A 23,685-nucleotide genomic window follows, 5' to 3' on the forward strand; every position below is an offset into this window, starting at 1 on the left:
GACCCGGCGCCGATACACTGCATCGGTCCGTGACCGACCTGGGAGCCGCACCGTGAGCAACGACCTGTCTGGCAGCACGCATCTGTGGAACGAGGACCTCGCGCCGACATCGGCGGCGCAGAGGACATGGCGGTGGTACCACTTCGCCGCGCTGTGGGTCGGGATGGTGATGTGCATCCCCGCCTATACGCTGGCGGGGAGCCTGGTGGACGGCGGCATGTCAGCCACGCAGGCCGTGTTGACGGTGTTCCTGGCCAACGCCATCGTGCTGCTGCCGATGCTGGCCATCGGCCACGCGGGCACCAAGTACGGGATTCCGTATGCGGTGCTGGCGCGCGCCTCCTTCGGTACCAAGGGCGCGCGGCTGCCGGCGCTGATGCGCGCCATCGTGGCCTGCGGCTGGTACGGCATCCAGACCTGGTTCGGCGGTTCCATGATCTACACGCTGCTCGGCGTGTGGAACGGCGCGCCGATCGGCGGCGAGCCAATGGCGGGGCTGGGCATCAACGGCGCGCAGCTCCTGTGCTTCCTGGCCTTCTGGGCCATCCAGTTCTACTACGTGGTGCACGGGATGGACTCGATCCGCAAGCTCGAGACCTACACCGCACCGCTCAAGATCGTGATCTGTTTTGTGCTGCTCGGCTGGGTGTACCAGAAGGCCGGGGGCTTCGGTGCGCTGCTCGATCAACCGTCGCAATTCGTCGAAGGTGGCAAGAAGGCGGGCCAGTTCTGGTCCACGTTCTGGCCCTCGCTGACGGCGATGGTCGGCTTCTGGGCGACGCTGGCACTCAATATCCCTGACTTCACGCGCTTCGCCAAGTCGCAGCGGGACCAGGTGGTCGGCCAGACCATCGGCCTTCCGGTGCCGATGGGGCTCCTGGCCGCGCTGGCGGTGATCGTCACCTCGGCGACCGTGGTCCTGTACGGGAAAGCGCTGTGGGACCCGGTCGATGTGGCGAGCCGCATGACCGGGACGGCAGTACTGATCGCGCTGATCGTGCTGCTGGTGGATACCGTGAGCGTGAACCTCGCCGCCAACATGGTCGGCCCGGCCTATGATTTCTCGGCACTGGCCCCGAAGACGATCAGCTATCGCACGGGCGGCTACATCACGGCGGGCATCGCGCTGGTGATGATGCCGTGGAAGATCCTGGAGTCCACGCAGGGCTACATCTTTACCTGGCTGATTGGCTACTCGGCGCTGCTGGGACCAATCGCAGGCATCCTGATCGTCGACTACTACCTGATCCGCAAGACGCAGCTGGACGTGCCGGAGCTGTACCGCGAGCAGGGCATGTATTCGTATTCGGGGGGCTGGAACGTGGCCGCCATCACGGCCTTTGTGGTCGCCGTGCTGCCCAACCTCCCGGGCTTCCTCAACGCCGCGTTCCCGCAGGCCTTCCCGGATGTGGGCGACGTGTTCAAGACTATCTATACCTACGCGTGGTTTGTCGGCCTCGCGATTTCCGCCGTGGTCTACGGCGCCATGATGAAGGGACGGACCGCGCCCGTGCTGGCCGCGGCGTCCCAGCCTTGAAGGAGAATTCCATGACAACGCTGATCCGTGGCGGCACGGTGGTCAATGCCGACCGCGCCTTCCGTGCCGATGTGCTGTGCGAGGGCGACAAGATCGTCGCCGTGGGACCGAACCTGGAAGCCCCGGCAGGCGCCGAGATCGTGGACGCGGGCGGTCAGTACGTGATGCCCGGCGGGATCGACCCGCACACGCACATGCAGTTGCCGTTCATGGGAACCGTGACCGCCGACGACTTCTTCACCGGCACTGCGGCCGGCCTCGCGGGTGGAACCACCACCATCATCGACTTCGTGATCCCCGATCCCAAGCAATCGCTGCTCGCGGCCTACCACCAGTGGCGCGGCTGGGCCGAGAAGGCGGCGGGCGACTACACCTTCCACGTCGCTGTGACCTGGTGGGACGACTCGGTGCACGAGGAGATGGGCGTGCTGGTGCGCGACCATGGCGTGAACAGCTTCAAGCACTTCATGGCGTACAAGAACGCGATCATGGCGGACGACGAAACGCTGGTGAAGTCCTTCCGCCGCGCGCTGGAGCTGGGCGCGATCCCGACCGTGCATGCTGAGAACGGGGAGCTGGTGTTCCAGCTGCAGAAGGAGCTGCTGGCCAAGGGCATCACCGGGCCGGAGGCGCACCCGCTGTCGCGGCCTCCCGAGGTGGAGGCGGAAGCGGCCAACCGCGCCATCGCCATCGCCAACGTGCTCGGGACGCCGGTGTACATCGTGCACGTGTCCTGCGCGGAGTCGCTGGAGGCGATCACGCGGGCACGCGCACGCGGCCAGCGCGTGTACGGCGAGGCGCTCGCCGGGCACCTGACCATCGACGACAGCGTGTACTGCCTGGAAGACAAGGAGGCAGCTCTGGCTTATGTGATGAGCCCTCCGTTCCGCAGCAAGCACCATCAGGACGCGCTGTGGCATGGGCTCACGGGCGGCAACCTGCACACGACGGCGACCGACCACTGCACGTTCTGCGCGGCGCAGAAGGCCGCCGGGAAGGATGATTTCACGAAGATTCCGAATGGCTGCGGCGGCGTGGAAGACCGCATGTCGGTGGTATGGGATGCGGGTGTGAACACCGGACGCCTGACCCCATCCGAGTTCGTGAAAGTGACGTCCACCAACGCGGCGCAGATCTTCAACATATACCCGCGCAAGGGCGTGGTGGCCGTGGGGGCGGATGCCGACCTGGTGGTGTGGGACCCGCAGGGCACGCGCACCATCTCCGCGAAGACGCAGTTTGCCAAGGGCGACTTCAACGTCTTCGAAGGCCGCACGGTCAAGGGCATCAACACGCACACCATCGCGCAGGGCAAGGTCGTCTTCAGCAAGGGCGACTTGCGCGCGGTGGAAGGGGCAGGGCGGCATATCGACCGTCCGGCGTTCAAACCTGTATCGGCATAAGGAGCAGCCATGAACGAATTGCGAGTGAATGGCCAGCGGCTGTGGGATTCGCTGATGGAGCTGGCAAAAATTGGCGCCACGCCCAAAGGTGGCGTCAAGCGTCTCACGCTGACGGACCTGGACCGGCAAGGGCGCGACCTCGTGACCGGCTGGGCGCGCGAGATGGGGATGACGGTGACGGTCGACCAGATCGGCAACGTCTTCATGCGGCGCGAGGGCACGAATCCGGCGCTGCCGCCGGTGATGACCGGGTCGCACATCGATACGCAGCCGACCGGTGGCAAGTTCGATGGCAACTATGGCGTGCTGGCGGGGATCGAGGTGGTGCGTACGCTGAATGAGCTCAAGATCAAGACCGAGGCGCCGATCGAAGTCGCGTTCTGGACCAACGAGGAAGGCTCGCGCTTTGTGCCGGTGATGATGGGGTCAGGCGTGTTCTGTGGCGCGTTCACGCTGGAACATGCCTATGCGGCCAAGGACGTCGAAGGCAAGACCGTGCGCGAGGAGCTGGAGCGGATCGGCTATCTCGGGACCGAGGTGCCGGGGCAGCATCCGATCGGGGCGTACTTCGAGACGCATATCGAGCAGGGGCCGGTGCTGGAGGATGCGGACAAGGTGATCGGCGTGGTGCCGGCGGTGATGGGCCTCTCGTGGTACGACTGCGTGGTCATCGGAATGGAGGCGCATGCGGGGCCGACGCCGATGCATCTGCGGAAGGATGCGCTGCAGGTCTCAACGCAGATCATGCAGGAGGTGGTGGCGATTGCGAACCGCTATCCGCCGTACGGACGCGGCACGGTGGGCATGGTGCAGGTGTTCCCGAACAGCCGTAACGTGATTCCAGGGCAGGTGAAGTTCTCCATCGATCTGCGCAACGTGAACGATGAGCTTCTCAATACGATGCACAACGATATGCTGGCGTTCATCGATGGTGTGCGCGAGAAGACTGGGCTGAAGATCGACATCGAGCGCGTGTCTTACTATCCGCCGTGCCCCTTCCATCCGGATTGTGTGGGCGCGGTGCGCAAGGCCACAGAGAAGCTGGGCTACTCGACGATGGATGTGGTGTCAGGCGCCGGGCACGATGCGATCTACACGGCGCGCGTGGCGCCGTCCGGGATGATTTTCGTGCCGTGCAAGGACGGCATCAGCCATAACGAGATCGAGGACGCGAAGTCCGAGCATCTGGAAGCAGGCTGCAACGTCCTACTCCACGCCATGCTCGAACGCGCCGGCGTCGTCGCCGGTTAAGCCTTCCGGAAGCTGCGGAGGAAGTCGAGCAGGACGACGGCGGCCAGGTCGGCGTCGTCGGCAGTCATCGTCTCCAGCGGGTTGTGGCTGATGCCGCCGTTGCCGCAGCGGGTGAACAGCATCGCCACATCGGTCAGTGCGGCCATGGCCATGGCGTCGTGGCCGGCGCCGGAGAGCAGGTCGAAGCGTGGCACGCCCGCGCGTTCGACGGCGGCGCCCAGTTGATCCATTAGCCAGCCCGCGCACGGCGCGGCCTGCGCGTCAACGATCGGCACGATCTTCGATTCCACACGGCGGCGCGAACAGATCTCGGTGATGGCGGTCATCACGTCCGCCACCGCGGCGTAGCGCATCGCGTCATCTGCGGCGCGGATGTCCAGCGAGAGCTTGCAGCTGCCAGGGATGACGTTGACCGAACCACCGGGTACCTCCAACTGGCCCACCGTGCCGACCAGCGACGGCACGCCGCTGCAGCGCTTCTCCACCGCCAGCAGAATCTCAGCCGCCGCTGCCGCGGCATCGCGCCGCATGGTCATCGGCGTCGTGCCTGCGTGACTCGCTAGCCCGGTCAGCTCCACTAGATAGCGCGAGCTGCCCGCGATGGCCGTCACCACGCCCAGCGGCAGTCCGCGTTCCAGCAGCACCGGCCCCTGTTCGATGTGTACTTCCACGAACGCCAGCACGTCCTCGGCCCGCCGCGCGATCGCAGCGATGCGCTCAGCGTCATGCCCGGCTGTGGCCAGCGCGGTGCGGATGCTGACCCCGTGCTCGTCCTCGTTGTCCAGCAGCGCCATGTCGAACCGCCCGGTCACTGCGTTACTGCCCAGGAAGGTGCTCTTGAAGCGCACGCCTTCCTCTTCCGCGAAGCCGATGACCTCCAGATGGAAGGGCAGGCGTTCGCCGGTCTGGTGCAGGTAGCGCGCGATGGCGATGGGCAGCAGGATGCCGAGGCGGCCATCGTACTTGCCGCCGTTGCGCACCGTGTCGTAGTGCGATCCGGTGATCAGGGTCTTCGCATCCGGCTGCGCGGCGGCGTAGCGGCCGACCACGTTGCCGACATCGTCGATGTGCGTTTCCATGCCCGCTTCCGTCATCCACGCGGCCAGTTGCGCAGCAGTGGCACGGTGTGTGGGTGTCAGGTAGGAGCAGGTGAGGGCGTTCGGTTCCTCACTCAGTTCACCGATCGCTTCGGCCCACTGCATGATCTGCGGGCCGAACGCCAGCTCCACGTTGAGCAGCGCATTGAGGCGAATCTCCGCGATGCGGTGGATCTGGCGCAGGCACTCCGCCATCTCGTCCGCCTTCTGATTCTTCAGCCGCCGTGTGAAGGTCGCGATGATCTCGGCGCGCGTGAGTCCTTGCCCGGTTGGACCTTTGACGGCGAGGATGAAGGGAAAGCCGAATTTGCGGTTGTAGTCCGCATTCAGCTTGTGCAGCGTGTCGTATTCCGCCGGCGAGCACAGATTGAGGCCGGACGCCGCTTGCTCGCCCGTCGATTCCGCCGTCAGCTCGCCCGCAATCGCCGCCTTCCCCGCGAGCTCCGGGTGCGCGCGAATGAGCCCCAGCTGCTCGCTCAGCGACGCGCGCGTGACCACATCCTGCAACGCCAGCTTCAGCGCCGCCACCGACGCAAACGGCCGCTGCGCCGCCGCGCGCTCCGGTATCCACGGCGAGTGCTCATAAATCCCGTGCAGCGTCTGCACAAAGGCCTCGGTGTCGCAGGTATTCAGTTCGGTCAGCGTAGTCATGGCGGGATGATAGCGCTTGGAGTGGAGAGATTTATATGACCGCTCGTATGCGCACTATCGCTTGACGAGCGCTTTGGCGGCGGCGGTGACTTGGTCGCGCAGCCATTTGTGTTCGGGGGCCTGGTGCACGCGCTGGTGCCAGAGCTGGTAGAAGCGCATCGGCGGGAATTTGACCGGCACCGTGAACGTCTTCAGCGGCAGCGACTTTTCGTAGGAACCGATGAACTGCTTGCCTGTCGTGAGCACGAGGTCCGTCTGCGTCAGCATATGCGGAATCAAGCCGAAATACGCCGACTCCACCGTCACGTTCCGCTGCAAGCCTTGCCGCTCCAGGAAGGAGTCGATCACCCCGTGGTACCCCGGCAGCATTTGCGAGGGCGCCACGTGCGGCAAACTCAGATAGTCTTCAACCGTCATCGCATCGGCCGCGGTGCGCTTGGCGTACGGACTGTCCGCCCGCATGCAGCAGATGATCGGATCTTCGAACAGCTTGGAGATGTGCAGGTGCGGCGGCGGCTCGTCCCAGTTGGCGATCACCAGATCGAGATCGCCATCGGACAGCATGCGCACGTAGTCCATGCCCGGCCCCAGCGAGTGGATGATCACGCGGCTCTTCGGCGACCCGCGCCGCAGTGCCGCCACCACATTCGGCAGAAACTGGCTATCGAGATAGTCCGGCGCGGCGATATGGAAGCTGCGCGCTTCCTCCTGCGGCTCGAACGGCTTCTTCTTCACGAACAGCAGCTCGGTCTCGTCGAGGATCCGCTTGGCGGGCCGCAAAAGCGACTCGCCGTGTTGGGTCGGCACCATGCCGCGCGCGCCGCGCACCAGCAGCGGATCGCCGGTCAGTTCGCGCAGCTTGCGCAGCGAGGCCGAAATGGAGGGCTGCGGCTGATTGAGCTTGAGCGCCACACGCGAGACGTTTTTCTCGACCAGCAGCAGGTAGAGTATGCGGATCAGGTGAATGTCCAGATGCTGGGGCAGGGCGGCAGGCATGGGCAGCGTAGCGTATAAGCTGTGTAATATGTCGGTTATACGCGATTATTCATGTTGACCGATAAGTAATCAAGCTATCTTCAATAAATTCAGATAAATGTAGCCCTCGGCTGCAACACACATGGACTACCTGCTTCCCTACGGCCTTGAGTGGCTGAACCTCCTCGTGCGCTGGCTGCACATCATCACCGGCATCGCGTGGATCGGCGCCTCGTTCTACTTCGTCTGGCTGGATAACACCATCCGCCCGCCGGCCGCCGGGTCGGACCTCGCGAAGAAGGGCGTGATGGGCGAGCTGTGGGCCGTGCATGGCGGTGGCTTCTACAACCCGCAGAAGTATCTCGTCGCCCCCGCCGAACTGCCGAAGGAACTGCACTGGTTCAAATGGGAGGCCTACTCCACCTGGCTGTCCGGCTTTGCGCTGCTGACCATCGTCTACTACTTCAACGCGCAGGCCATGATGGTGGATCGCTCGGTAGCGGACCTCACGACCTGGCAGGCGGTCGGCATCGGCATTGGTTCCCTGGTGGTCGGCTGGACGGTGTACGACCTGCTGTGCCGCTCCCCCCTCGGCAAGCATGACCTGGCGATGGGCGTGGTGATGTGGGCCTTCCTGGTCGGCAGTGCGTATGTGCTCACGCACTACCTGAGCGGCCGCGCCGCCTACATCCACGTGGGTGCGATGATCGGCTCCATGATGGTCGGGAATGTGCTCATGCTGATCATTCCGGGCCAGCGCAAGATGGTCAATGCCATGCTGGCCGGGCAGAAGCCGGACCCGGTCCACGGCCTCAAGGCCAAGCAGCGCAGTGTGCACAACAACTACTTCACGCTGCCGGTCCTGTTCATCATGATCTCGAATCACTACGCGATGACCTATCGCCATGCGCAGGCGTGGGCGGTGCTGGGAGTGATCATGGCGGCAGGCGTGTTCATTCGCCACTTCTTCAACCTGAAGCACAAGGGCCGCATCGAATACCGCTACCCGGCGATCGGCGTGGCGCTGCTGGTGGCGCTGGCGGTGTGGATCGCGCCCAAGCCGCCGGTGGCAGCCGCGCCGAACGCGGATGGCGGCCAGTTCGCCCACGTCCAGCAGATCGTGACCCAGCGCTGCGTGGCCTGCCATTCGGCCCATCCGACCCAGCCGGGCTTCGCTTCCGCGCCGCTTGGCGTGGCGCTCGATACGCCCGCCCAGATCGGCCAGCATGCGCAGAAGATCTACCAGCAGGCGGTCCAGCTCAAGGCCATGCCGCTTGCGAACCTGACCAACATGACCGACGCTGAACGTGCCGCCATCGGTGCGTGGTTCGCGTCCGGAGCGAAGACCCAATGAGCACCCAACAAAAACTGAGCGACTGGATCGACGCCCACTTCGATGAGGAAGTGGCCTTCCTGCAGGAGGTCGTGCGCATCCCGACCGACACGCCGCCGGGGAACAATACGCCGCACGCCGAGGCGATCGCCGGCATGGTGGAAAGCTACGGCTGGACCGCCGAGAAGCACGCGGTGCCCCAGCAGGAAGTGCGTGACTACGGCATGGAGAGCATCACCAACCTGATCATCCGCCGCCCGTATGCGGACGGCGGCCCGACCATCGCGCTCAACGCGCATGGAGACGTGGTGCCGCCGGGCGAAGGCTGGACCAAGCCTCCGTACGGCGCGGTGATCGAGGACGGCTACCTGTACGGCCGCGCGGCCGCGGTGTCCAAGAGCGACTTCGCGACCTTCATCTTTGCGGTGCGCGCGCTGGAAGCGCTGGGCATCCCGCTCAAGGGCGGAGTGGAGCTCCACTTCACGTACGACGAGGAATTCGGCGGCCTGCTGGGCCCCGGCTACCTGCTGCGCGAGAAGCTGACCAAGCCGGATTACGTGATCGCCGCAGGCTTCAGCTACAACATCGTCACCGCGCACAACGCCTGCCTGCAGCTGGAGATCACGGTGAACGGCAAGGCGGGTCACGGCGCGATGCCGCATCTCGCCCACGATGCCCTGCAGGCGGCGAACAAGATCCTCAACGCGATCTACGGCGACCTGCCCAATCTTGAGAAGATCAAGTCCAAGGTGCCCGGCATCGATTCGCCGACCATGCTGGTGGGGCGCATCGATGGTGGTACGAATACCAACGTGGTGCCGGGGAAGGTAGTCATGAAGATGGACCGCCGCATGATCCCGGAAGAGGACCCGGTCGAAGTGGAAGCCTATGTGCGGAAGCTGATCGAGGATGCGGCGCAGGGCCTGCCGGGCATCACGGTGGAGATCCGCCGCCTGCTGCTGTCGCATGCTCTGCGGCCGCTGCCGGGGCAGGAAAAGATCGTCGCGAGCCTGCAGCAGCATGGCCGCGACATCATCGGAGAAGAGATCACCGCGCAAGGAACGCCGCTGTATGCAGATGCGCGGCTGTACGGCGAGGCGGGGATCCCGGCGGTGCTGTACGGCGCGGGGCCGCGCAGTGTGCCGGAATCGAATGCCAAGAAGGCGGACGAGAAGCTGGCGCTGGAGGATCTGCGCAAGGCGACCAAGGTGGTCGCCCTCACGCTGCTCGACTTCCTGGGCGAGAAAGCTTAGGGCTCGGTCTTACGAGCGCTTGTTCTGGCGCGGGAAGAACAGGGCGATACGGGCAGCCATGCCGCACACGGCGACAGCAACGGGGACGAATTCGACGAAGTTCATGTTGGCTCCTTTTTTGATCGGCGTGATTTGATTAGCGGGATGCGATGTGGCGCAGCTCGGCCGAGAGGCTGGGCGACACGTCTTCGCAGCTCTGGGCCAGCGCGAACAGCTTGCGGCGTGACTTGGCCAGCTGGCGCGGGGACACAGCGGCCTGCGGCGCAGCGATCGGCGCGGCCGGTGCTGCAGCAGCGGCGGTGGAGGTACGGGCGCCAAACACCAGCTTGTGCAGGCGAGCCAGCAGCGGCGTGAGGCTCAGCTCATAACGGCGGCGCACGCCGTCGTGATGGGTGATGTAGATGGATGCGAGAGTCATGGTCGGCTATCGATAAATACTGCGATGTTGCGGTGCAGTATAAACAGCCGAGAGACATAAGAAAACTTTTGATTTGTGATGTGTTCCATCTCTGCGGTGAATAATTCTATTTCTTCACTGCAACGAAACGGATGAGTGTTATTCGCCTGCCGAATAACTGAGCCGGCCAGCTAGAATGGCGCCATGCCGAAAAAGTCCCCCATGTTCCCGGGCCCGCGCACCGCGCGCGGCGCTGTCCTGGCCATCCTGCTGTCAAATGCTGACCAGACCGGCGCCGAACCCTTGCGCGGCCGGGTGACGCTGGCCGCCATCGTGCGGTCGTTGAAGCGCAAATATCACTGGCCCATCGAAACCACCAGCTTCCCGTCGAACGCACCGGATGGCCGCGCCACCTGGGCCACGGTCTACAGTCTGCCCGCCGAGGTGATCGCCGCCGCGCTGGACGGGCGGGGTCGAGATTGGCTAAGAAGCAGCCTTGGCGAGGATCGCTGACGTGCTGCCCCCATTGCCATCAGTGGCTCCCGTTTCAGAAGAAGAGGCCGCCGCCCGCCAGCAGGCCCGCGAGCAGCGCGACGCGCGCATTCGTGGCGTTACGTCGATCGAGGCAATGCGCGAGGCGATCAAGCGCGCCGCCCGCACGCTCCCGACGCTGTCCGAGGTGCCGCGCATCGGCATGCCCGGTGCCGCCGCATTGCGCGCCCGTGCGGAACAGGGTCTCCCATTCATCATCACGGGAGTGGTGGACCGTTGGCCACTGTTAGCCCTCACGCCGCAGGTTCTGGGCGACCGCTTTGCCAATCTGCCCGTGCGCGCGCGGGTCGGCGATTACGTGAACACGGCGTTCGCCCCGGACCGCGCCATGCAGGACATGTCCATGGCCGAGTACCTGGAGCTGGTCTCAGCCGGCTCGCCCGGCCTGCCGCCGTACCTGGGCAACCTGGAATTGCGCGCATTGAACCAGCTGTGCCACTGGCCCGCCTTCTTCGACAAGCTGGGTCCCCCGCGCTTCTGGCTCGGTCCCGCGGGCACGGTGACGCCGCTGCATTGCGATTACGACGACAACATCTTCGCGCAGGTGTGGGGCAGCAAGCGTATCTTCCTGGCGCCGCCGCATCACGACGAATTTCTCTACACCCGCGCTGCAAGTGCGCTGCTGTATGGTTCGCCGTTCGACCCCGAGGCGCCGGACTACGAGCGCTTCCCGCTGGCGCGCGAGGCCGCGCTGGTCGAAGTGATCGTGAACCCGGGCGAGCTGCTGTACGTGCCCGCCGGTTGGTACCACCAGGTGCGTGCGCTGACGTTTTCGCTGTCGTCCAACCGCTGGGCGAGAGGCGTGCCGTTCGCGCTGCGCGGCACGGCCCCCTGACTTACTGCTTGAGCGTGCGCTCGAACAGCTGGTAGATGCGGCGGTATTCGTCGTACCAGCTCTCCGGCTGGACGAACGAGTGCCGCTCCAGCGGGTAGCTCGCCAGTTCCCAGTTGTCCTTTTTGAGTTCGATGAGCCGCTGCGCCATGCGCACCGAGTCCTGGTAGAACACGTTGTCATCGACCATGCCGTGCGCGATCAGCAGGTGGCCCTTGAGGTTGGGCGCGAACTCGATCGGCGAGGACACCTTGTACGCCTCCGGGTCCAGGTCCGGCGTATTCAGGATGTTGGCGGTGTACTCATGGTTGTAGGTGGTCCAGTCGGTGACCGGCCGCAGCGCCGCGCCAGACTTGAACACGTCCGGAGCCCGCATGAGCGCCATGAAGGTCATGAAGCCGCCGTAGCTGCCGCCGTAGATGCCCACGTTCTTCGCGTCGCCCTGGTGATTCTTCACGAGCCAGTTCACGCCGTCGATGTAGTCGTCAAGCTCAGGGTGGCCCATCTGGCGGTAGATGGCGGTGCGCCAGTTGCGGCCATAGCCCGCGGAGGCGCGGTAGTCCAGGTCCAGCACCAGGTAGCCCTGGTCCGCCAGCAGGTTGTGGAACATCTGCTCACGGAAGTAGTTGGGGTAGCGCTTGTCCGCGTTCTGCAGGTAGCCCGCGCCGTGCACGAACATCACGATCGGGTAGACCTTGCCCGCTTCCAGCTTGGCCGGGCGATAGAACTTGCCGTACACCGGGTCGGCGCCATGGGAGGACGGTACGGCCACGATCTCGGGTGCGATCCATTGGCGCGCCTTGAAGTCCGCACTGCGCGTGTCCGTCAGCTTGACGGCGCTGCCGCCGTGGCTCGGCACCGTCGCCAGCTGCGAGGGCAGGTAGGCGGCCGAGTAGTTGACCAGCAGACGGCGCTCGTCCGGCGACAGGCGGAACCGCTCCACGCCTTCCAGCGTGGTCACTTCCTTCACGTTCGCCGTCTTCGCATCGACCTCGCAGACCTCGTAGGTGCCCGGCGCCGCGCGGTTGCAGAGTACCCAGGCGCGCGCGCCGTCCGCGGACCAGGTCACGCGCGAGGCTTCCCACTTGCCCTGCGTGAGGGCACGCTGCTGGCCGTCGGCCCCACGCGTGTACAGGTGCGAGTAGCCGCTTTCCTCGGACAGGAACCACAGCGTGGCGTTATCGGGCAGCCAGCCGAATTCACCGAAGCGCGAGTTCACCCACGCCGCGTCGGACAGGCGATGCGCTGGCACCAGCTTCGCATCTCTCAGGTCGACCGTCGCGATCCAGCGGTCCTTGTTGTCGATGGCGCGCACGATCACGGCGGCGTGGCTGCCATCGCGGCTGAAGGCAATGTCCTCGCCATCGTCGTCTATGCGCACTGCGCGGTTGCCCTTCAGCGCGGGCAGTTTGCGTTCAGCGCGCATCTGCGCCAGCGGATCGGTGGCGATGCCGGGCAGCGGATCGAAGGCCAGGTCGCGTACCGCGCCAGTGGCCAGGTCGACCAGCTTGAGCGCATGCGCGGCGGGCATGTTGCGGCCGACGCGGGTGCGCTGGTCGTCGAATTCCTCGTAGCCGGATTCGGTGACGTAGCGCGGCATCTTGCCGATGCGGCCCTTGTCGCTGCCTTTCGGCGCGGTCACCACCAGCAGGTACTTCCCGTCCGGGGACAGCGCGGTGGCGTCGATATTGATCTTGTCGCCGAGGTAGACCGGCGCGGGAGCGCGGGTGGGGTCGGCCTTGCGCTCTTCCTCGCTGCGCTGGCGGCGCGCATCGCGCTCGTCCTTCTGGCGCTTGAGGGTGGCGATGAGGCGCAGCTGCAGGTCGCGCAGGGCGTCGTCGTCCGGCGCCGCGGCCGGGTCTTTTAACGCGCGCGGCAGGGCCACCGGAACGCTCAGGCGCTCGGCACGGCTCCAGCTGTACCAGTCGTTCCCGCTGCGGTACTGCACCGCTTTGCCATCGGCGGAATACTGCGGCGCCGAGAGCGCGGTGGCGCTACGCGCGATCTGGGTCAGGGCGCCGGTCTTCAGGTCCCGTTCAAACAGGTCGCCGTTGCGCAGCACGATGGCGCGCGTGTGCTCGCGGTTGTAGACCACGTCGTCGCTGTCGATGCCCGCCAGGTCCTTGTCTGCGACCACCCGCGGTGCGCCGCCTGTCACGCTCCAGGTGTCGCGCACCGGAGAGCCGATGCGTTTCTGTTTGAAGTACACGGTGCGGCTGTCCCAGCCCCACCATGCCGCTTCCACCGGGGTGCCGATCCAGTCCGGGTCGGCCATGGCCTGGTCCAGGGTGACGCGCGGCGCAGCCAGCACCGGCAGCGCGAGAGCGGCCGCGAGGACGGCCAGCGGGAACTTATACATATGTCGATTCGCTCTTTTACAGTTGAGGACGCCGGGATTCTAGCTTGGTTTTTCCGAACGCTTTGATCTATCGCAGTTACGCGGCAATTTTTGCCGCGCATAGTGTGCGAAAACTCAAGGAGACAAGATGAAAATCCACTTCCTCGGCGCTACCGGCACGGTGACCGGGTCCAAGTATCTGGTCGAGACCAGCCAGGCCCGCGTGCTCGTCGACTGCGGCCTGTTCCAGGGCTACAAGCAGCTCCGCCTGCGCAACTGGGCGCCGCTGCCGGTGGAGGCGGCCAGCATCGACGCGGTGGTGCTGACCCATGCGCACCTGGACCACAGCGGCTACCTGCCCTTGCTGGTGCGGGACGGCTTTCGCGGCCTGGCCTGGACCAGTGCCGCAACCCAGGAGCTGTGCGGCCTGCTGCTGCCGGACAGTGGCAGGCTGCTGGAAGAGGAAGCGGCCTACGCCAATCGCAAGGGCTATTCGAAGCACAGCCCCGCACTGCCGCTGTACACCGAGGCCGATGCGCTGGCCGCGCTGCGCAAGCTGCACCCGGTCCCGTTCCATCGGCTGACCGAAGTGGCGGAAGGCGTGCAGGTGGAGTTCATCCCCGCCGGGCACATGCTGGGCGCCGCCTCGATCCGCCTGCACGCGGACGGCCGCGTCATCATGTTCTCCGGCGACCTGGGGCGGCCGCACGACCCGGTGCTGCTGCCGCCTGCGCCGCTGCAGCCGGCCGACTACCTGGTGGTCGAATCCACCTACGGCAACCGCAGGCACGATCCGGCCGATCCCGCCGAACTGCTGGCCGAGATCATCCGCACCACTTCCGCGCGCGGCGGGGTGACGATCATCCCATCCTTTGCCGTCGGCCGCGCGCAGGCGCTGATGTGGTATGTCCACGCGCTCAAGCAGCAGGGCCGCATTCCGGAGGTCCTGCCCGTGTACCTCAACAGCCCCATGGCCGCGGACACCACCGCCATCTACCGCCGCCACCGCGAGCTGCACCGCCTCGCGGGCGCGGAGTGCGATGCGATGTGCCACGCCGCGCAGATCGTCAACTCGCCCGAGGAGTCGCGCCGCCTGAACGAACGGCGCGTGCCGATGGTGATCATTGCCGCCAGCGGCATGGCGACGGGAGGCAGGGTCCTGCACCACCTGAAGGCATTCGCCCCGGACCCGCGCAATACCATCCTGTTCGCGGGCTACCAGGCCGGTGGCACACGCGGCGCAGCGATGCTCGGCGGTGCGCCGCAGATCAAGATCTTCGGCGAATATGTGCCGGTACGCGCGCAGGTGGTGCAGATCGAGAACCTGTCCGCCCATGCGGACGCGGATGAGATCATGGCGTGGCTGCAAGGCTGCGCGCAGCCGCCGCGTGCTGTTTTTGTCACCCATGGCGAGCCGGATGCGGCCGACGCGCTGCGCCTGCGGATCGAGGAGGAGCTGCGCTGGCCGGTCAGCGTGCCGGCCTACGGCGACGTGGTGACGCTCGACGACTGACACGACCGGAGAGGATACAGGCATGAGCGTACGTAACCTGCAGCACCTGTTCGCGCCGCGCTCCGTGGCGCTGATCGGCGCGTCGGACCGGCCCGGCAGTGTAGGCGCGACCGTGCTGAACAACCTGCTGGCGGGCGGCTTCCACGGCGCCATCTACCCCGTCAATCCCAGGCACACCACGCTGCACGGGCTCACCGTGCATGCGCGGGTCGCGCACCTGCCCGAGGTGCCGGAGCTGGCCGTCATTTGCACGCCACCGGCCACCGTTCCGGGGCTGATCGAAGAACTGGGCCGGGCCGGTACGCGCGCCGCCATCGTGCTGACGGCGGGCCTCGGCGCGCTCGATGGCGCCCACCGCACGCTGCGCCAGGCCATGCTGGAGGCCGCGCGGCCCTACACGCTGCGCATCCTCGGCCCCAACTGCGTCGGCCTGCTGGTCCCGGGGTTGGGCCTGAATGCCAGCTTCGCGCCCGGGGGCGCGGCGCCGGGCCGCATTGCGTTCGTGTCGCAATCGGGCGCGCTGGTGACGGCCGTGCTGGACTGGGCCGGTTCGCGCGGCATCGGCTTCTCGCATTTCATCTCGCTGGGCGATGGCAGCGATGTCGACTTCGGCGATGTGCTGGACTACCTGGCCACGGACGGCGGCACCGACGCCATCCTGCTCTACATGGAAGACGTGCACCACGCGCGCAAGTTCATGTCCGCCGCGCGGGCGGCCGCGCGCAGCAAGCCCACGCTGATCCTCAAGTCCGGCCGGATGGCGGAAGGCGCGAAGGCCGCGGCCTCGCACACGGGCGCGCTGGCGGGCGCGGACAATGTCTACGACGCCGCCATCCGCCGCGCCGGCATGCTGCGCGTGCTTACCACGGAAGACCTGTTCGCGGCCGTGGAGACGCTGGCCCGCGCACGGCCCCTGGCCGGGAGCCGTCTCGCCATCATGACCAACGGCGGTGGCCCCGGTGTGATGGCGACCGATGCGCTGATCGAAGCCGGCGGCAAGCTGGCCACGCTGTCGCCGGACACCGTGGCGGAACTCGACGCGGGCCTGCCGCCCACGTGGTCGCATGCCAACCCGGTCGACATCATCGGCGACGCGCCGCCTGAGCGCTACAAGCTGGCGCTGCAGGCGCTCGCGCGCGACCCGGCCAACGATGCCATCCTGTTCATCCATGCGCCCACCGCCATCGTGGACAGTGCGGAGATCGCGCGCCAGCTGGTGCCGCTGGTCCGGGACTCATCGCGCAACGTGCTGGCGTGCTGGGTGGGCGGCAACGCCGTGGCGCAGGCGCGCCGGACGTTCTCCGACGCCGGCATCCCAACCTTCGAGACGCCCGAGGACGCGATCAATGGCTTCATGCAGATCGTGCGCTACCGCCGCGGCCAGGAACTGCTGATGCAGGTGCCGCCCGCGCTGCGCGGCCAGGCCGCGGTGCGGCGCGCCGATGCGCAGGCCATCATCCGTGCCGCGTTGGCCGAGGGCCGCGCCATGCTGCATGCGGAAGAAGCCAGCGCGGTGCTGGCGGCCTACGGCGTGCCGGTGGTCCCGAGCCGCAACGCTGCCACGCCGCAGGACGCCGCGCGCATGGCGGGCGAACTTGGTTTCCCCCTGGTGGCCAAGATCATGTCCCCCGATATCACGCACAAGTCGGACGTCGGCGGCGTGATGCTGGACCTCGACTCGGCGGAGGCGGTGCACGCGGCCTGCACCCGCATGGCCCAGCGTGCGGCCGAGGCGCGGCCCGGCGCGCGCCTCGATGGCTTCCTGCTGCAGCCCATGGTGCGCCGCCCGCAGGCCGATGAACTGATCGTGGGCGCCGCCACCGATCCGGTATTCGGCCCCGTGATCCTGTTCGGCCAGGGCGGCGTGGCGGTGGAAGTGATGGCCGACCGCGCGGTCGGCCTGCCGCCGCTGAACGCGGTGCTGGCGGCGGACATGATCGGGCAGACCCGAGTGGCCCGGCTGCTGGCGGGCTACCGCAACCGGCCGCCGGCCAACATGGGCGCTATCATCTCCACCCTGGTACAGATCTCCCGGCTGGTGGCCGAACTGCCGGAGGTGCAGGAGCTGGACATCAATCCGCTGCTGGCCGACAGCGATGGCGTGCTGGCGCTGGATGCACGGATGCGCGTGGCCGCGGCGGGCGCCGAGGACTTCGACCGCCTCGCCATCCGCCCCTACCCGGACGAGCTGGAACAGGTGATCGACTGGGATGGCGCCCCGCTGGTCCTGCGCCCGATCCGCCCCGAGGACGGCGAGGCGCACGTGCGCTTCTTTGCCGCGCTTACCGAGGAGGACGTGCGCTTCCGGATGTTCGTGCGCGTGCGCGAGCTGCAGCCCGCGCAGCTGGCGCGCTTCACGCAGATCGACTACGACCGCGAGATGGCCTTCATCGCCACGCGCATCGGCGCGGATGGGCAGGCTGAAACGCTGGGCGTGGTGCGCGCGGTGGCGGACCCGGACAACCAGGAGGCCGAATTCGCGGTCACGGTGCGCTCGGAGCTGAAGGGTCACGGGCTGGGGCGCATCCTGATGGAGAAGATCATCGCCTACTGCCGCGCGCGCGGGACCGGCGCCATCGTCGGCGACGCGCTGCCGCAGAATACCCGCGTGCTGCGGCTGGTGCGCAGCCTGGGCTTCGCGGTCACACCGGGCCCGGAGGGAGACACCATGAAGCTGCGCCTCCCGCTGCGCTGACCGGGCCGAACGGTTCCGGCAGCAGCGCATCGTCCACCGCCGCGTCCATGCTCTCGCGGTGCAGGGTGAACCAGGCGCAGGCCAGGCGCAGCATGGCGCGGCCGGCCGCGATATCGCCGCCGGCCACGCGCTGTTCGCAGCGCTGCAGGGCCGTCAGCAGGGCGGCGTGCTGCTCGCGGTGCTCGGGCAGGGCCAGGCCGAGGTCGTCCATCAGCTCCTCCTCCTGGCGAAAGGCGTATTCGAGCGCCGCCACCAGGGCGGCGAAGCCGGATGGAAAACGGGCGTCCTCGCTGGCGGCCAGGCGGGCCATGGCGTAGGGCAGGGTGGTGTGGTCGGGCCGGGCGGACCGCGGCGCGGCGGCGGTCCAATGGCTGTGGCTGGCATCCAGCCGGTCTGGTGCGTGCATGCGGTTCTCCCCTCAGTCGAGCTGCTTTGTGCACTGCAATGAGGCGCTAGTGTGGGCGCGGCCGGGCGGGCGCCGAATGAGATGTATCAAATGCGCCGTCCGCAGGGCGCGCTGCGCGGGAGGTTTGATCTATCTCAAACTTGTCGCAAATCTTGCGTCCGACACTGGCCGAGGCCCCTGTGGAACTGACGAAGGCGGAGGATGCGATGAACAGGATGAGCGGTGCCGACATCCTCGAACTGGAAGTGGCGCTGCGGAACGCGCGCGACAGCGCCGCGCGGCGCTTGCGCGAGATCGACGAAGCGCTCAAGCGCATCGACTACGGCGTGGCCGGCATCTGCGTGGACTGCGGCGGCTACATCCAGTGCGAGCAGCTGCGCGCCGACCCGACCACCACGCTGTGTGCGACCTGCAGGGCGCGGCGCCAAAACGGCAGGCCACTGCCGAGTTAGCCGTACAATGCCCGCTTCGACTGTTTCGACGGCGGGGGCAACGTGCAGGTGAAACTGGGCTGGAAGTTCATATTCGCGTTCTTTGCACTGAATGGGGTGGTCAGCGAGCTGCACGAGCAGGCGCATATCACCACTGGCCGGGTGATCACCGGGTGCTACGGGCCGCGCGACTTCAACGTCTGGGAGAGCTGCGCGGCCAATGCGGACGTGCTGCCCTGGGCCGCGCCGCTGGCGGGCCCGCTGTTCAGCTATCTGGTGATGTGGCTGGGCGTGTGGCTGCTGCGCGCGGCCGGCACGCGCTCGCTGGGGCTGGCGCTGGTGTTCGCCCCGCTGCCTTTTGCGCGCATCCTGACTGCCGCGATGGGCGGGGGCGATGAAAAGATCTTCCTGCTGCGGCTGACGCAAGATGCGCTGGCGCCCGGTGCCGCGCGCTGGGGTGCGCTTCTGATCACCTTGCTGCTGGCGGGGCCGCCCATCGTGCTGGCGTGGCGCGCGCTGCGCAACCGCTGGCGTACCGCCTATGTGGCGGGCTTCTGCGTGCTGCCCCTGCTGGTCATCTGGGCGTACAAGCTGCGCTTCCTGAACGGGCTCCTGCAGCAGGGCGTGCTGGCCGAGCCGGTGGTGGCCGGCACACCGCTGTTCGTGCTGCTGGTGCTGGGCCTGATGCTGGTGGCCACGGCGCTCACCTGGCCGTGGCTGCGGCGGGCCGAGGGCTAATGGTCCAGGCCGGTTGAAATCGGCTATCCTTAGCGCCATTCGCTTCCGCCGCCATTGCCTTCGCATGACCCGCTTCATCGCCGCCTTGTCATTCCTGCTGTCGCTGCTGCCGCTGTCCTCGCATGCCGCGGTGGACGACAACTTCGCCGCCTGCAAGGCTGGCATCCCCGCCTGCCGCCGCGACAAGCTCACGCCCGCGCAAAAGGTGGAGGTGGCCAAGGCCGACGCCCTGCGGAACTTCGTCGCCTGCAATAACGAAGAAAAGGAATGCCAGCCGGCGCTGCTGAACGCCGAGCAGAAGGAGCAGGTGCGCCAGGCGGTCTTGCAGCGCAACGTCTTCAATTGCTACAACGGCTATCCGAGCTGCCGCCCGCAGTTGCTGACTGCGGCGGAGAAGGAGCGCATGAAGGAGGCCGCGGGTCACCGCAACTTCTTCAACTGCCGCAATGAATACTCGACCTGTGACCGGAAGGCGCTGACGGCCGAACAGAAGGCCGAGATTGCCCGCGCCATCTCAGCGCGCAACCTGTTCGACTGCAAGAACGGCTACGCCAGCTGCAACAAGGCGGCGCTGACCGAGGATGACAAGCGCGAGATCGCCGAGTTCCGGGTCAACCGCAACCTGTTCGCCTGCAATAACGGACACTCGACCTGCGATCTCAAGCAATTGACGCCCGCGCAACGCAAGCAGGCCGAGGTCTACGCCCTGCAGCGCAATGACAACGCGTGCGCCGTCTATTCCGACAAGTGCAATCCCGCGCTGCTGGCCCCAGCCGTGCGCGAGCAGTACCTGGCAACCGTCTCGCGCCGCAACTTCAACGCCTGCATGGACGGCGACGAGACCTGCAACCCCGCCGCCTTGAGCGACGACCAGAAAGCCCAGGTCCGCCGCTCCCACGAAAAACGCGGGAAGCTCGCCGACCGCTGGCTCAACCTTTAACCCCACCACAGGCCACTTCATGCCAGCCATTCGTCTGCTGTCCCTGCCCGTCTTTGCACTCCTGCTCGCCAATACCGCGGCCGCCGCCAAGATCGAACCGTTCAGCGTGTTCAAGGAGCGCGGCGGACAGTTCGCGGCTGGCACATATTCGTGCCGCCAGCAGTACAACCAGGCTGGGTACACCTACAAGGTCGTGGAATTCAGCAGCCCGGCCAGCTACGCCTGGGTCAGCGGCGGCAAGAAGCCGGGCGCCATGACATACGACAGCGCCAGCGGCAAGATCAGTTTCTCCAGCGGCCCGCTGGGCAAGGGCTTCGAAGCCCATTTTGGCAAGCGGGCCGATGGCGCGCCGGTCATCATCCTGGTCGATACCGACCTCGCGCCGAAGGCCGATGCCTACGACTACTGCACCCGCCGCGCGGGCAGCTGAGAGCGCGCCGCTGACGGCGCGAACGATCCGTTTTCCCCCACCGTAAGGAAGACCATGCCGCATATCCACGCCGTGCGCGTCCTCGCGACGCTCGCTCTCGCCGCCGCCAGCCTGAATGCCGCCGCCGCCGACATTGCCTACATCTCTTCGTCCGGTGGCTACCTGCTGCACGGCAGTGGGGGCGCGGTCCTGGCGGATTGGCGCGGCCAGGCGCCGATCGCCTTCTCAGGCTATGGCCAGATCAAGCAGGGTAGCCAGTGCCTGACCGGGGCGACCGGCGGCAAGCAGCTGCGCTGGGACGGCTGCCGCATTGGCGACAAGGGCCAGATCTGGGCGCTGCACGGAACCAAACTGAATAATGAACTGGGCTGGTGCGCGGACGTCGAGCGCGGCAATCAGGCGGCCGGCACGCGCGTGCTGGCCTGGCAGTGCAATGGCGGCAGCAACCAGCAATGGCGCGGCTTGGGCTTGCGTCCCGCGCAGTCGGTCGCGGCGGGCATCTCCAATCCGGCGCTCCGCGCCAAGTTCCTCGCCGCGGTGAACGGCGCGAGCCCTGGCCAGGTCATCAGCATGGCGAGCGGGCAGGTGGTCGCGGCCGGTGGTGCCAATGCCGTGGCGGCGGGCGGCGCCAATGCGGTCGCCGCGGGCGGCGCGAATGTGATCGCGGCCGGTGGCGGCAATGTGGTCGCGCCGGGCGGCGCCAACTGAGCGCTGGCGTAAGCTGCTTGGCCCAGCCCGCGGCGTGCGGGCTTTTTTGCGCCCCTTATTTCAGGGCGCAGGTCCAGCGGTGTTCGAGCAGGGTAGGGGTCACCAGATAGAAGCGATTGACGTCCCCTTTGATGGGCGTGGCCTCGCCCTTGTCCAGGTAGCCGCCGGTGAACGAGATCTTGCCCGTGGCCGCATCGACGCTGAACTTGCCGGTGCTCGGCTTCTCGAAGCCGAGGTAGCTGTATGCACCGCCAGCGGATAGCGTGAACGATCCGCGCGGCGTGTATTCGTACATGCCGGTCGATGCCTTGAACTTGGAGGACACGCAGCCGTATTTGCCATACGCAGGCGGGGCCGCCTGGGCCCAGGCACTCAAGGTCAGCAGGGGCAGGGCGAAGCATGCCAGCGCTTTCGCGAATCGAACCATGTCATCTCCTCAGTGAAAGGGAGCATCATGCCCGAGTTCCGGCGGGTCGGGCAAACCCTCCGTTGCCTCAAACGCCCGTCTGACGCGGCAAAACCGGCCGCGGAAATGAAAAACGCCCAGCGTGAACTGGGCGTTTTTACGAATTCGTGGTCGGGGTGAGAGGATTCGAACCTCCGGCCTCTACGTCCCGAACGTAGCGCTCTACCAGGCTAAGCTACACCCCGACGGTGTCATGCAGCGAGTCCAAGATATTAGCTGCTGCTAGTGGTTTCTGTCAACAGCAAACTTGCAAAGTTGAATCAGTGCGTCCTTGAATTTGCCGGGTGGCAGGTCCTCAATGGAAGCGCGGGCGCGGGCCGCCTGCTGCTCGGCTTCGCGGCGTGTGTAGTCGAGCGCGCCACTGCTGGTGATGGCGGACAGGATCGCGTCGAAGTGCTGTTCGTCGCCGTTCTCGATGCAGGTGCGCACCAGCTCGCGCTGCTCCGGCGTGCCATATTCCATCAGGTAGATCAGCGGCAGGGTCGGCTTCCCTTCGCGCAGGTCGTCGCCCACGTTCTTGCCGATCTCTGAGGCATCGCCCGCGTAGTCGAGCACGTCGTCGATCAGCTGGAAGGCGGTGCCGATCGAGCGCCCGAACTCGCCGGCCGCCGCGATCTGCGCGTCGTTGGCGCCCGCGATCAGCGCGCCCAGCTCGGCCGCGGCCTCGAACAGCTTGGCGGTCTTGGAGCGGATCACCTTCAGATAGGCGTCCTGGCTCACGTCCGGGTCGTGCATGTTCAGCAGCTGCAGGACTTCCCCCTCGGCGATGACGTTGGTCGCGTCCGACAGGATCTGCATGATGCGCATGTTGTCCAGGCTGACCATCATCTGGAACGAGCGTGAATACAGGAAGTCGCCGACCAGCACCGAGGCCGCGTTGCCGAACAGCGCGTTGGCCGTCTGGCGGCCGCGGCGCAGCGAGGATTCGTCCACCACGTCATCGTGCAGCAGGGTGGCGGTGTGGATGAACTCGACCACCGCCGCCAGTTCGTGATGCGCCACGCCCTTGTAGCCGTAGGCGTTGGCCACCAGCAGCACCAGTACCGGCCGCAGCCGCTTGCCACCCGCGCTGATAATGTATTCCGCAATCTGGTTGACCAGCGCCACTTCGGAGTGGAGGCGTTGCCGGATGACCGTATTGACGGCCTCCATGTCGGCGGCAATCGCCTGCATGATGGTATTCTGGGCGGACTGGGTAGCGGCGGAAGACAAAGGACAACCTGGCTCTGGACGTTAAAGTGCGGCGATTATACGACAACGCCCCGCGTATCGTCTGATTGACAACTTAAGCGCCACCCCGCCGCCGCACTGCAACACCCGTACGTACCCGGTTGCTCCCACCCCCAAACCCATGTATAATCAGCGGTTCCCTGGCTTCTGGCCGGGGGTTCAACAATTTTCAATGAGGTTTCCAACCATGTACGCGGTCATAAAAACCGGTGGCAAGCAATACAAAGTTGCCGCTGGCGAAAAACTTAAAGTAGAACAGATTCCGGCTGACATTGGTTCCGAACTCACCATCGATCAAGTCCTCGCTGTGGGCGCGGGCGACACCATCAAGTTTGGTGCGCCGCTGGTTGAAGGTGCCAAGGTACTGGTGAAAGTGGTCTCCCACGGTCGTCACGACAAGGTCCGTATCTTCAAGATGCGCCGTCGTAAGCACTACCAGAAGCGTCAGGGCCACCGCCAGAACTACACCGAACTCGAGATCCTGTCGATCAACGGCTAAGCCGCTGACG

At 66.3% G+C, this 23,685-nt stretch carries 22 protein-coding genes and 1 tRNA gene; 15 read left to right on the forward strand and 8 right to left on the reverse strand.

All coding sequences use genetic code 11. The annotated features are described in order from the left end of the window. Positions 1-52: 52 nt before the first annotated feature. Genes E4L96_RS19225 through E4L96_RS19235 form a run of 3 tightly spaced genes read left to right on the forward strand, consistent with a single transcriptional unit; the run spans position 53 to position 4,191 of the window. Positions 53-1,537 carry an NCS1 family nucleobase:cation symporter-1 gene (locus E4L96_RS19225; RefSeq protein WP_135208829.1) on the forward strand — a complete coding sequence of 495 codons (1,485 nt, stop codon included), beginning with the start codon at positions 53-55 and terminating at the stop codon, positions 1,535-1,537. 11 nt (positions 1,538-1,548) lie between these two features. After that, positions 1,549-2,940, forward strand: a complete 1,392-nt coding sequence (gene hydA, locus E4L96_RS19230) for a dihydropyrimidinase (RefSeq protein WP_135208830.1) — start codon at positions 1,549-1,551, stop codon at positions 2,938-2,940. A gap of 9 nt (positions 2,941-2,949) precedes the next feature. Continuing rightward, positions 2,950-4,191 carry a Zn-dependent hydrolase gene (locus tag E4L96_RS19235; RefSeq protein WP_135208831.1) on the forward strand — a complete coding sequence of 414 codons (1,242 nt, stop codon included), beginning with the start codon at positions 2,950-2,952 and terminating at the stop codon, positions 4,189-4,191. On the opposite strand, the gene E4L96_RS19240 is transcribed toward E4L96_RS19235, so the two are convergent. Together E4L96_RS19240 and E4L96_RS19245 are read right to left on the reverse strand one after the other, a co-directional pair. Next, positions 4,188-5,939 (reverse strand): allantoate amidohydrolase, encoded by a 1,752-nt coding sequence (locus E4L96_RS19240; protein WP_135208832.1) that lies wholly within the window; start codon positions 5,937-5,939, stop codon positions 4,188-4,190. The genes E4L96_RS19235 and E4L96_RS19240 overlap by 4 nt on opposite strands. Positions 5,940-5,993: 54 nt before the next feature. Continuing rightward, complete coding sequence (locus E4L96_RS19245; protein ID WP_135208833.1) at positions 5,994-6,935, reverse strand: LysR family transcriptional regulator; 942 nt, start codon at positions 6,933-6,935, stop codon at positions 5,994-5,996. A gap of 121 nt (positions 6,936-7,056) precedes the next feature. Between E4L96_RS19245 and E4L96_RS19250 the strand changes: the two genes are divergently transcribed. Further along, positions 7,057-8,268 carry a urate hydroxylase PuuD gene (locus E4L96_RS19250; protein WP_135208834.1) on the forward strand — a complete coding sequence of 404 codons (1,212 nt, stop codon included), beginning with the start codon at positions 7,057-7,059 and terminating at the stop codon, positions 8,266-8,268. After that, positions 8,265-9,500 carry an ArgE/DapE family deacylase gene (locus E4L96_RS19255; RefSeq protein ID WP_135208835.1) on the forward strand — a complete coding sequence of 412 codons (1,236 nt, stop codon included), beginning with the start codon at positions 8,265-8,267 and terminating at the stop codon, positions 9,498-9,500. Before E4L96_RS19250 ends, E4L96_RS19255 begins: the two co-directional genes overlap by 4 nt. Before the next feature lie 136 nt (positions 9,501-9,636). Here the strand turns inward: E4L96_RS19255 and E4L96_RS19260 are convergent, their stop codons facing one another. Continuing rightward, positions 9,637-9,918, reverse strand: coding sequence for a hypothetical protein (locus E4L96_RS19260; protein ID WP_135208836.1), 282 nt, complete (start codon positions 9,916-9,918; stop codon positions 9,637-9,639). 183 nt (positions 9,919-10,101) lie between these two features. Here E4L96_RS19260 and E4L96_RS19265 point away from each other — a divergent pair, with 183 nt between their 5' ends. Further along, the gene (locus tag E4L96_RS19265) at positions 10,102-10,410 is read left to right on the forward strand and encodes a hypothetical protein (protein WP_135208837.1); all 309 of its coding nucleotides are present in this window, start codon (positions 10,102-10,104) and stop codon (positions 10,408-10,410) included. Position 10,411: 1 nt separating this feature from the next. Then, a complete protein-coding gene (locus tag E4L96_RS19270) occupies positions 10,412-11,284 on the forward strand; it encodes a cupin-like domain-containing protein (protein WP_307721656.1) in 873 nt (290 codons plus the stop codon). A gap of 1 nt (position 11,285) precedes the next feature. Here the strand turns inward: E4L96_RS19270 and E4L96_RS19275 are convergent, their stop codons facing one another. Then, the gene (locus tag E4L96_RS19275) at positions 11,286-13,640 is read right to left on the reverse strand and encodes a S9 family peptidase (RefSeq protein WP_229414620.1); all 2,355 of its coding nucleotides are present in this window, start codon (positions 13,638-13,640) and stop codon (positions 11,286-11,288) included. A 127-nt stretch (positions 13,641-13,767) separates the two neighbouring features. On the opposite strand from E4L96_RS19275, the gene E4L96_RS19280 reads away from it, so the two are divergent. Both E4L96_RS19280 and E4L96_RS19285 read left to right on the forward strand, forming a co-directional pair. Continuing rightward, on the forward strand, positions 13,768-15,132 hold the full coding sequence (locus E4L96_RS19280) for an MBL fold metallo-hydrolase RNA specificity domain-containing protein (RefSeq protein ID WP_135208838.1): 1,365 nt from the start codon (positions 13,768-13,770) through the stop codon (positions 15,130-15,132). Positions 15,133-15,154: 22 nt separating this feature from the next. Continuing rightward, entirely contained in the window at positions 15,155-17,827 is a 2,673-nt protein-coding gene (locus E4L96_RS19285; RefSeq protein WP_135208839.1) for a bifunctional acetate--CoA ligase family protein/GNAT family N-acetyltransferase, read from the forward strand. On the opposite strand, the gene E4L96_RS19290 is transcribed toward E4L96_RS19285, so the two are convergent. After that, a complete protein-coding gene (locus tag E4L96_RS19290; protein ID WP_135208840.1) occupies positions 17,775-18,233 on the reverse strand; it encodes a hemerythrin family protein in 459 nt (152 codons plus the stop codon). The genes E4L96_RS19285 and E4L96_RS19290 overlap by 53 nt on opposite strands. A 179-nt stretch (positions 18,234-18,412) precedes the next feature. Here E4L96_RS19290 and E4L96_RS19295 point away from each other — a divergent pair, with 179 nt between their 5' ends. The 5 genes from E4L96_RS19295 (at position 18,413) to E4L96_RS19315 (ending at position 21,480) form a co-directional block, all read left to right on the forward strand. After that, positions 18,413-18,685 (forward strand): TraR/DksA family transcriptional regulator, encoded by a 273-nt coding sequence (locus E4L96_RS19295; RefSeq protein ID WP_135208841.1) that lies wholly within the window; start codon positions 18,413-18,415, stop codon positions 18,683-18,685. Between the two features lie 42 nt (positions 18,686-18,727). Further along, positions 18,728-19,402 carry a hypothetical protein gene (locus tag E4L96_RS19300; protein WP_135208842.1) on the forward strand — a complete coding sequence of 225 codons (675 nt, stop codon included), beginning with the start codon at positions 18,728-18,730 and terminating at the stop codon, positions 19,400-19,402. A 64-nt stretch (positions 19,403-19,466) separates the two neighbouring features. Further along, positions 19,467-20,342 carry a hypothetical protein gene (locus E4L96_RS19305; RefSeq protein ID WP_135208843.1) on the forward strand — a complete coding sequence of 292 codons (876 nt, stop codon included), beginning with the start codon at positions 19,467-19,469 and terminating at the stop codon, positions 20,340-20,342. A 19-nt stretch (positions 20,343-20,361) separates the two neighbouring features. Further along, complete coding sequence (locus tag E4L96_RS19310; protein WP_135208844.1) at positions 20,362-20,772, forward strand: hypothetical protein; 411 nt, start codon at positions 20,362-20,364, stop codon at positions 20,770-20,772. Between the two features lie 54 nt (positions 20,773-20,826). After that, positions 20,827-21,480 carry a ricin-type beta-trefoil lectin domain protein gene (locus E4L96_RS19315; protein WP_135208845.1) on the forward strand — a complete coding sequence of 218 codons (654 nt, stop codon included), beginning with the start codon at positions 20,827-20,829 and terminating at the stop codon, positions 21,478-21,480. A 55-nt stretch (positions 21,481-21,535) separates the two neighbouring features. Here E4L96_RS19315 and E4L96_RS19320 read toward each other — a convergent pair whose 3' ends face one another. From E4L96_RS19320 to ispB, 3 genes are all read right to left on the reverse strand, one after another. Further along, positions 21,536-21,907: a hypothetical protein gene (locus tag E4L96_RS19320; RefSeq protein ID WP_135208846.1), complete on the reverse strand. Its 372-nt coding sequence runs from the start codon at positions 21,905-21,907 to the stop codon at positions 21,536-21,538. Positions 21,908-22,054: 147 nt separating this feature from the next. Continuing rightward, positions 22,055-22,131, reverse strand: a tRNA-Pro gene (locus E4L96_RS19325). Between the two features lie 37 nt (positions 22,132-22,168). Beyond that, a complete protein-coding gene (ispB, locus tag E4L96_RS19330) occupies positions 22,169-23,119 on the reverse strand; it encodes an octaprenyl diphosphate synthase (RefSeq protein WP_181017627.1) in 951 nt (316 codons plus the stop codon). Between the two features lie 244 nt (positions 23,120-23,363). Here ispB and rplU point away from each other — a divergent pair, with 244 nt between their 5' ends. Then, positions 23,364-23,675 carry a 50S ribosomal protein L21 gene (rplU, locus tag E4L96_RS19335; RefSeq protein WP_135208848.1) on the forward strand — a complete coding sequence of 104 codons (312 nt, stop codon included), beginning with the start codon at positions 23,364-23,366 and terminating at the stop codon, positions 23,673-23,675. Positions 23,676-23,685: the final 10 nt, after the last annotated feature.

This window comes from Zemynaea arenosa (genome assembly GCF_004614185.1).
Taxonomy (GTDB): Bacteria; Pseudomonadota; Gammaproteobacteria; order Burkholderiales; family Burkholderiaceae_D; genus Telluria; species Telluria arenosa.

Coding starts and splice junctions, on each gene's coding strand:
- hydA (WP_135208830.1), top strand. CDS start 1,549: ATGACAACGCTGATCCGTGGCGGCACGGTGGTCAATGCCGACCGCGCC.
- E4L96_RS19235 (WP_135208831.1), top strand. CDS start 2,950: ATGAACGAATTGCGAGTGAATGGCCAGCGGCTGTGGGATTCGCTGATG.
- E4L96_RS19240 (WP_135208832.1), bottom strand. CDS start 5,939: ATGACTACGCTGACCGAACTGAATACCTGCGACACCGAGGCCTTTGTG.
- E4L96_RS19245 (WP_135208833.1), bottom strand. CDS start 6,935: ATGCCTGCCGCCCTGCCCCAGCATCTGGACATTCACCTGATCCGCATA.
- E4L96_RS19250 (WP_135208834.1), top strand. CDS start 7,057: ATGGACTACCTGCTTCCCTACGGCCTTGAGTGGCTGAACCTCCTCGTG.
- E4L96_RS19255 (WP_135208835.1), top strand. CDS start 8,265: ATGAGCACCCAACAAAAACTGAGCGACTGGATCGACGCCCACTTCGAT.
- E4L96_RS19260 (WP_135208836.1), bottom strand. CDS start 9,918: ATGACTCTCGCATCCATCTACATCACCCATCACGACGGCGTGCGCCGC.
- E4L96_RS19265 (WP_135208837.1), top strand. CDS start 10,102: ATGCCGAAAAAGTCCCCCATGTTCCCGGGCCCGCGCACCGCGCGCGGC.
- E4L96_RS19275 (WP_229414620.1), bottom strand. CDS start 13,640: ATGTATAAGTTCCCGCTGGCCGTCCTCGCGGCCGCTCTCGCGCTGCCG.
- E4L96_RS19280 (WP_135208838.1), top strand. CDS start 13,768: ATGAAAATCCACTTCCTCGGCGCTACCGGCACGGTGACCGGGTCCAAG.
- E4L96_RS19285 (WP_135208839.1), top strand. CDS start 15,155: ATGAGCGTACGTAACCTGCAGCACCTGTTCGCGCCGCGCTCCGTGGCG.
- E4L96_RS19290 (WP_135208840.1), bottom strand. CDS start 18,233: ATGCACGCACCAGACCGGCTGGATGCCAGCCACAGCCATTGGACCGCC.
- E4L96_RS19305 (WP_135208843.1), top strand. CDS start 19,467: ATGACCCGCTTCATCGCCGCCTTGTCATTCCTGCTGTCGCTGCTGCCG.
- E4L96_RS19310 (WP_135208844.1), top strand. CDS start 20,362: ATGCCAGCCATTCGTCTGCTGTCCCTGCCCGTCTTTGCACTCCTGCTC.
- E4L96_RS19315 (WP_135208845.1), top strand. CDS start 20,827: ATGCCGCATATCCACGCCGTGCGCGTCCTCGCGACGCTCGCTCTCGCC.
- E4L96_RS19320 (WP_135208846.1), bottom strand. CDS start 21,907: ATGGTTCGATTCGCGAAAGCGCTGGCATGCTTCGCCCTGCCCCTGCTG.
- ispB (WP_181017627.1), bottom strand. CDS start 23,119: ATGCAGGCGATTGCCGCCGACATGGAGGCCGTCAATACGGTCATCCGG.
- rplU (WP_135208848.1), top strand. CDS start 23,364: ATGTACGCGGTCATAAAAACCGGTGGCAAGCAATACAAAGTTGCCGCT.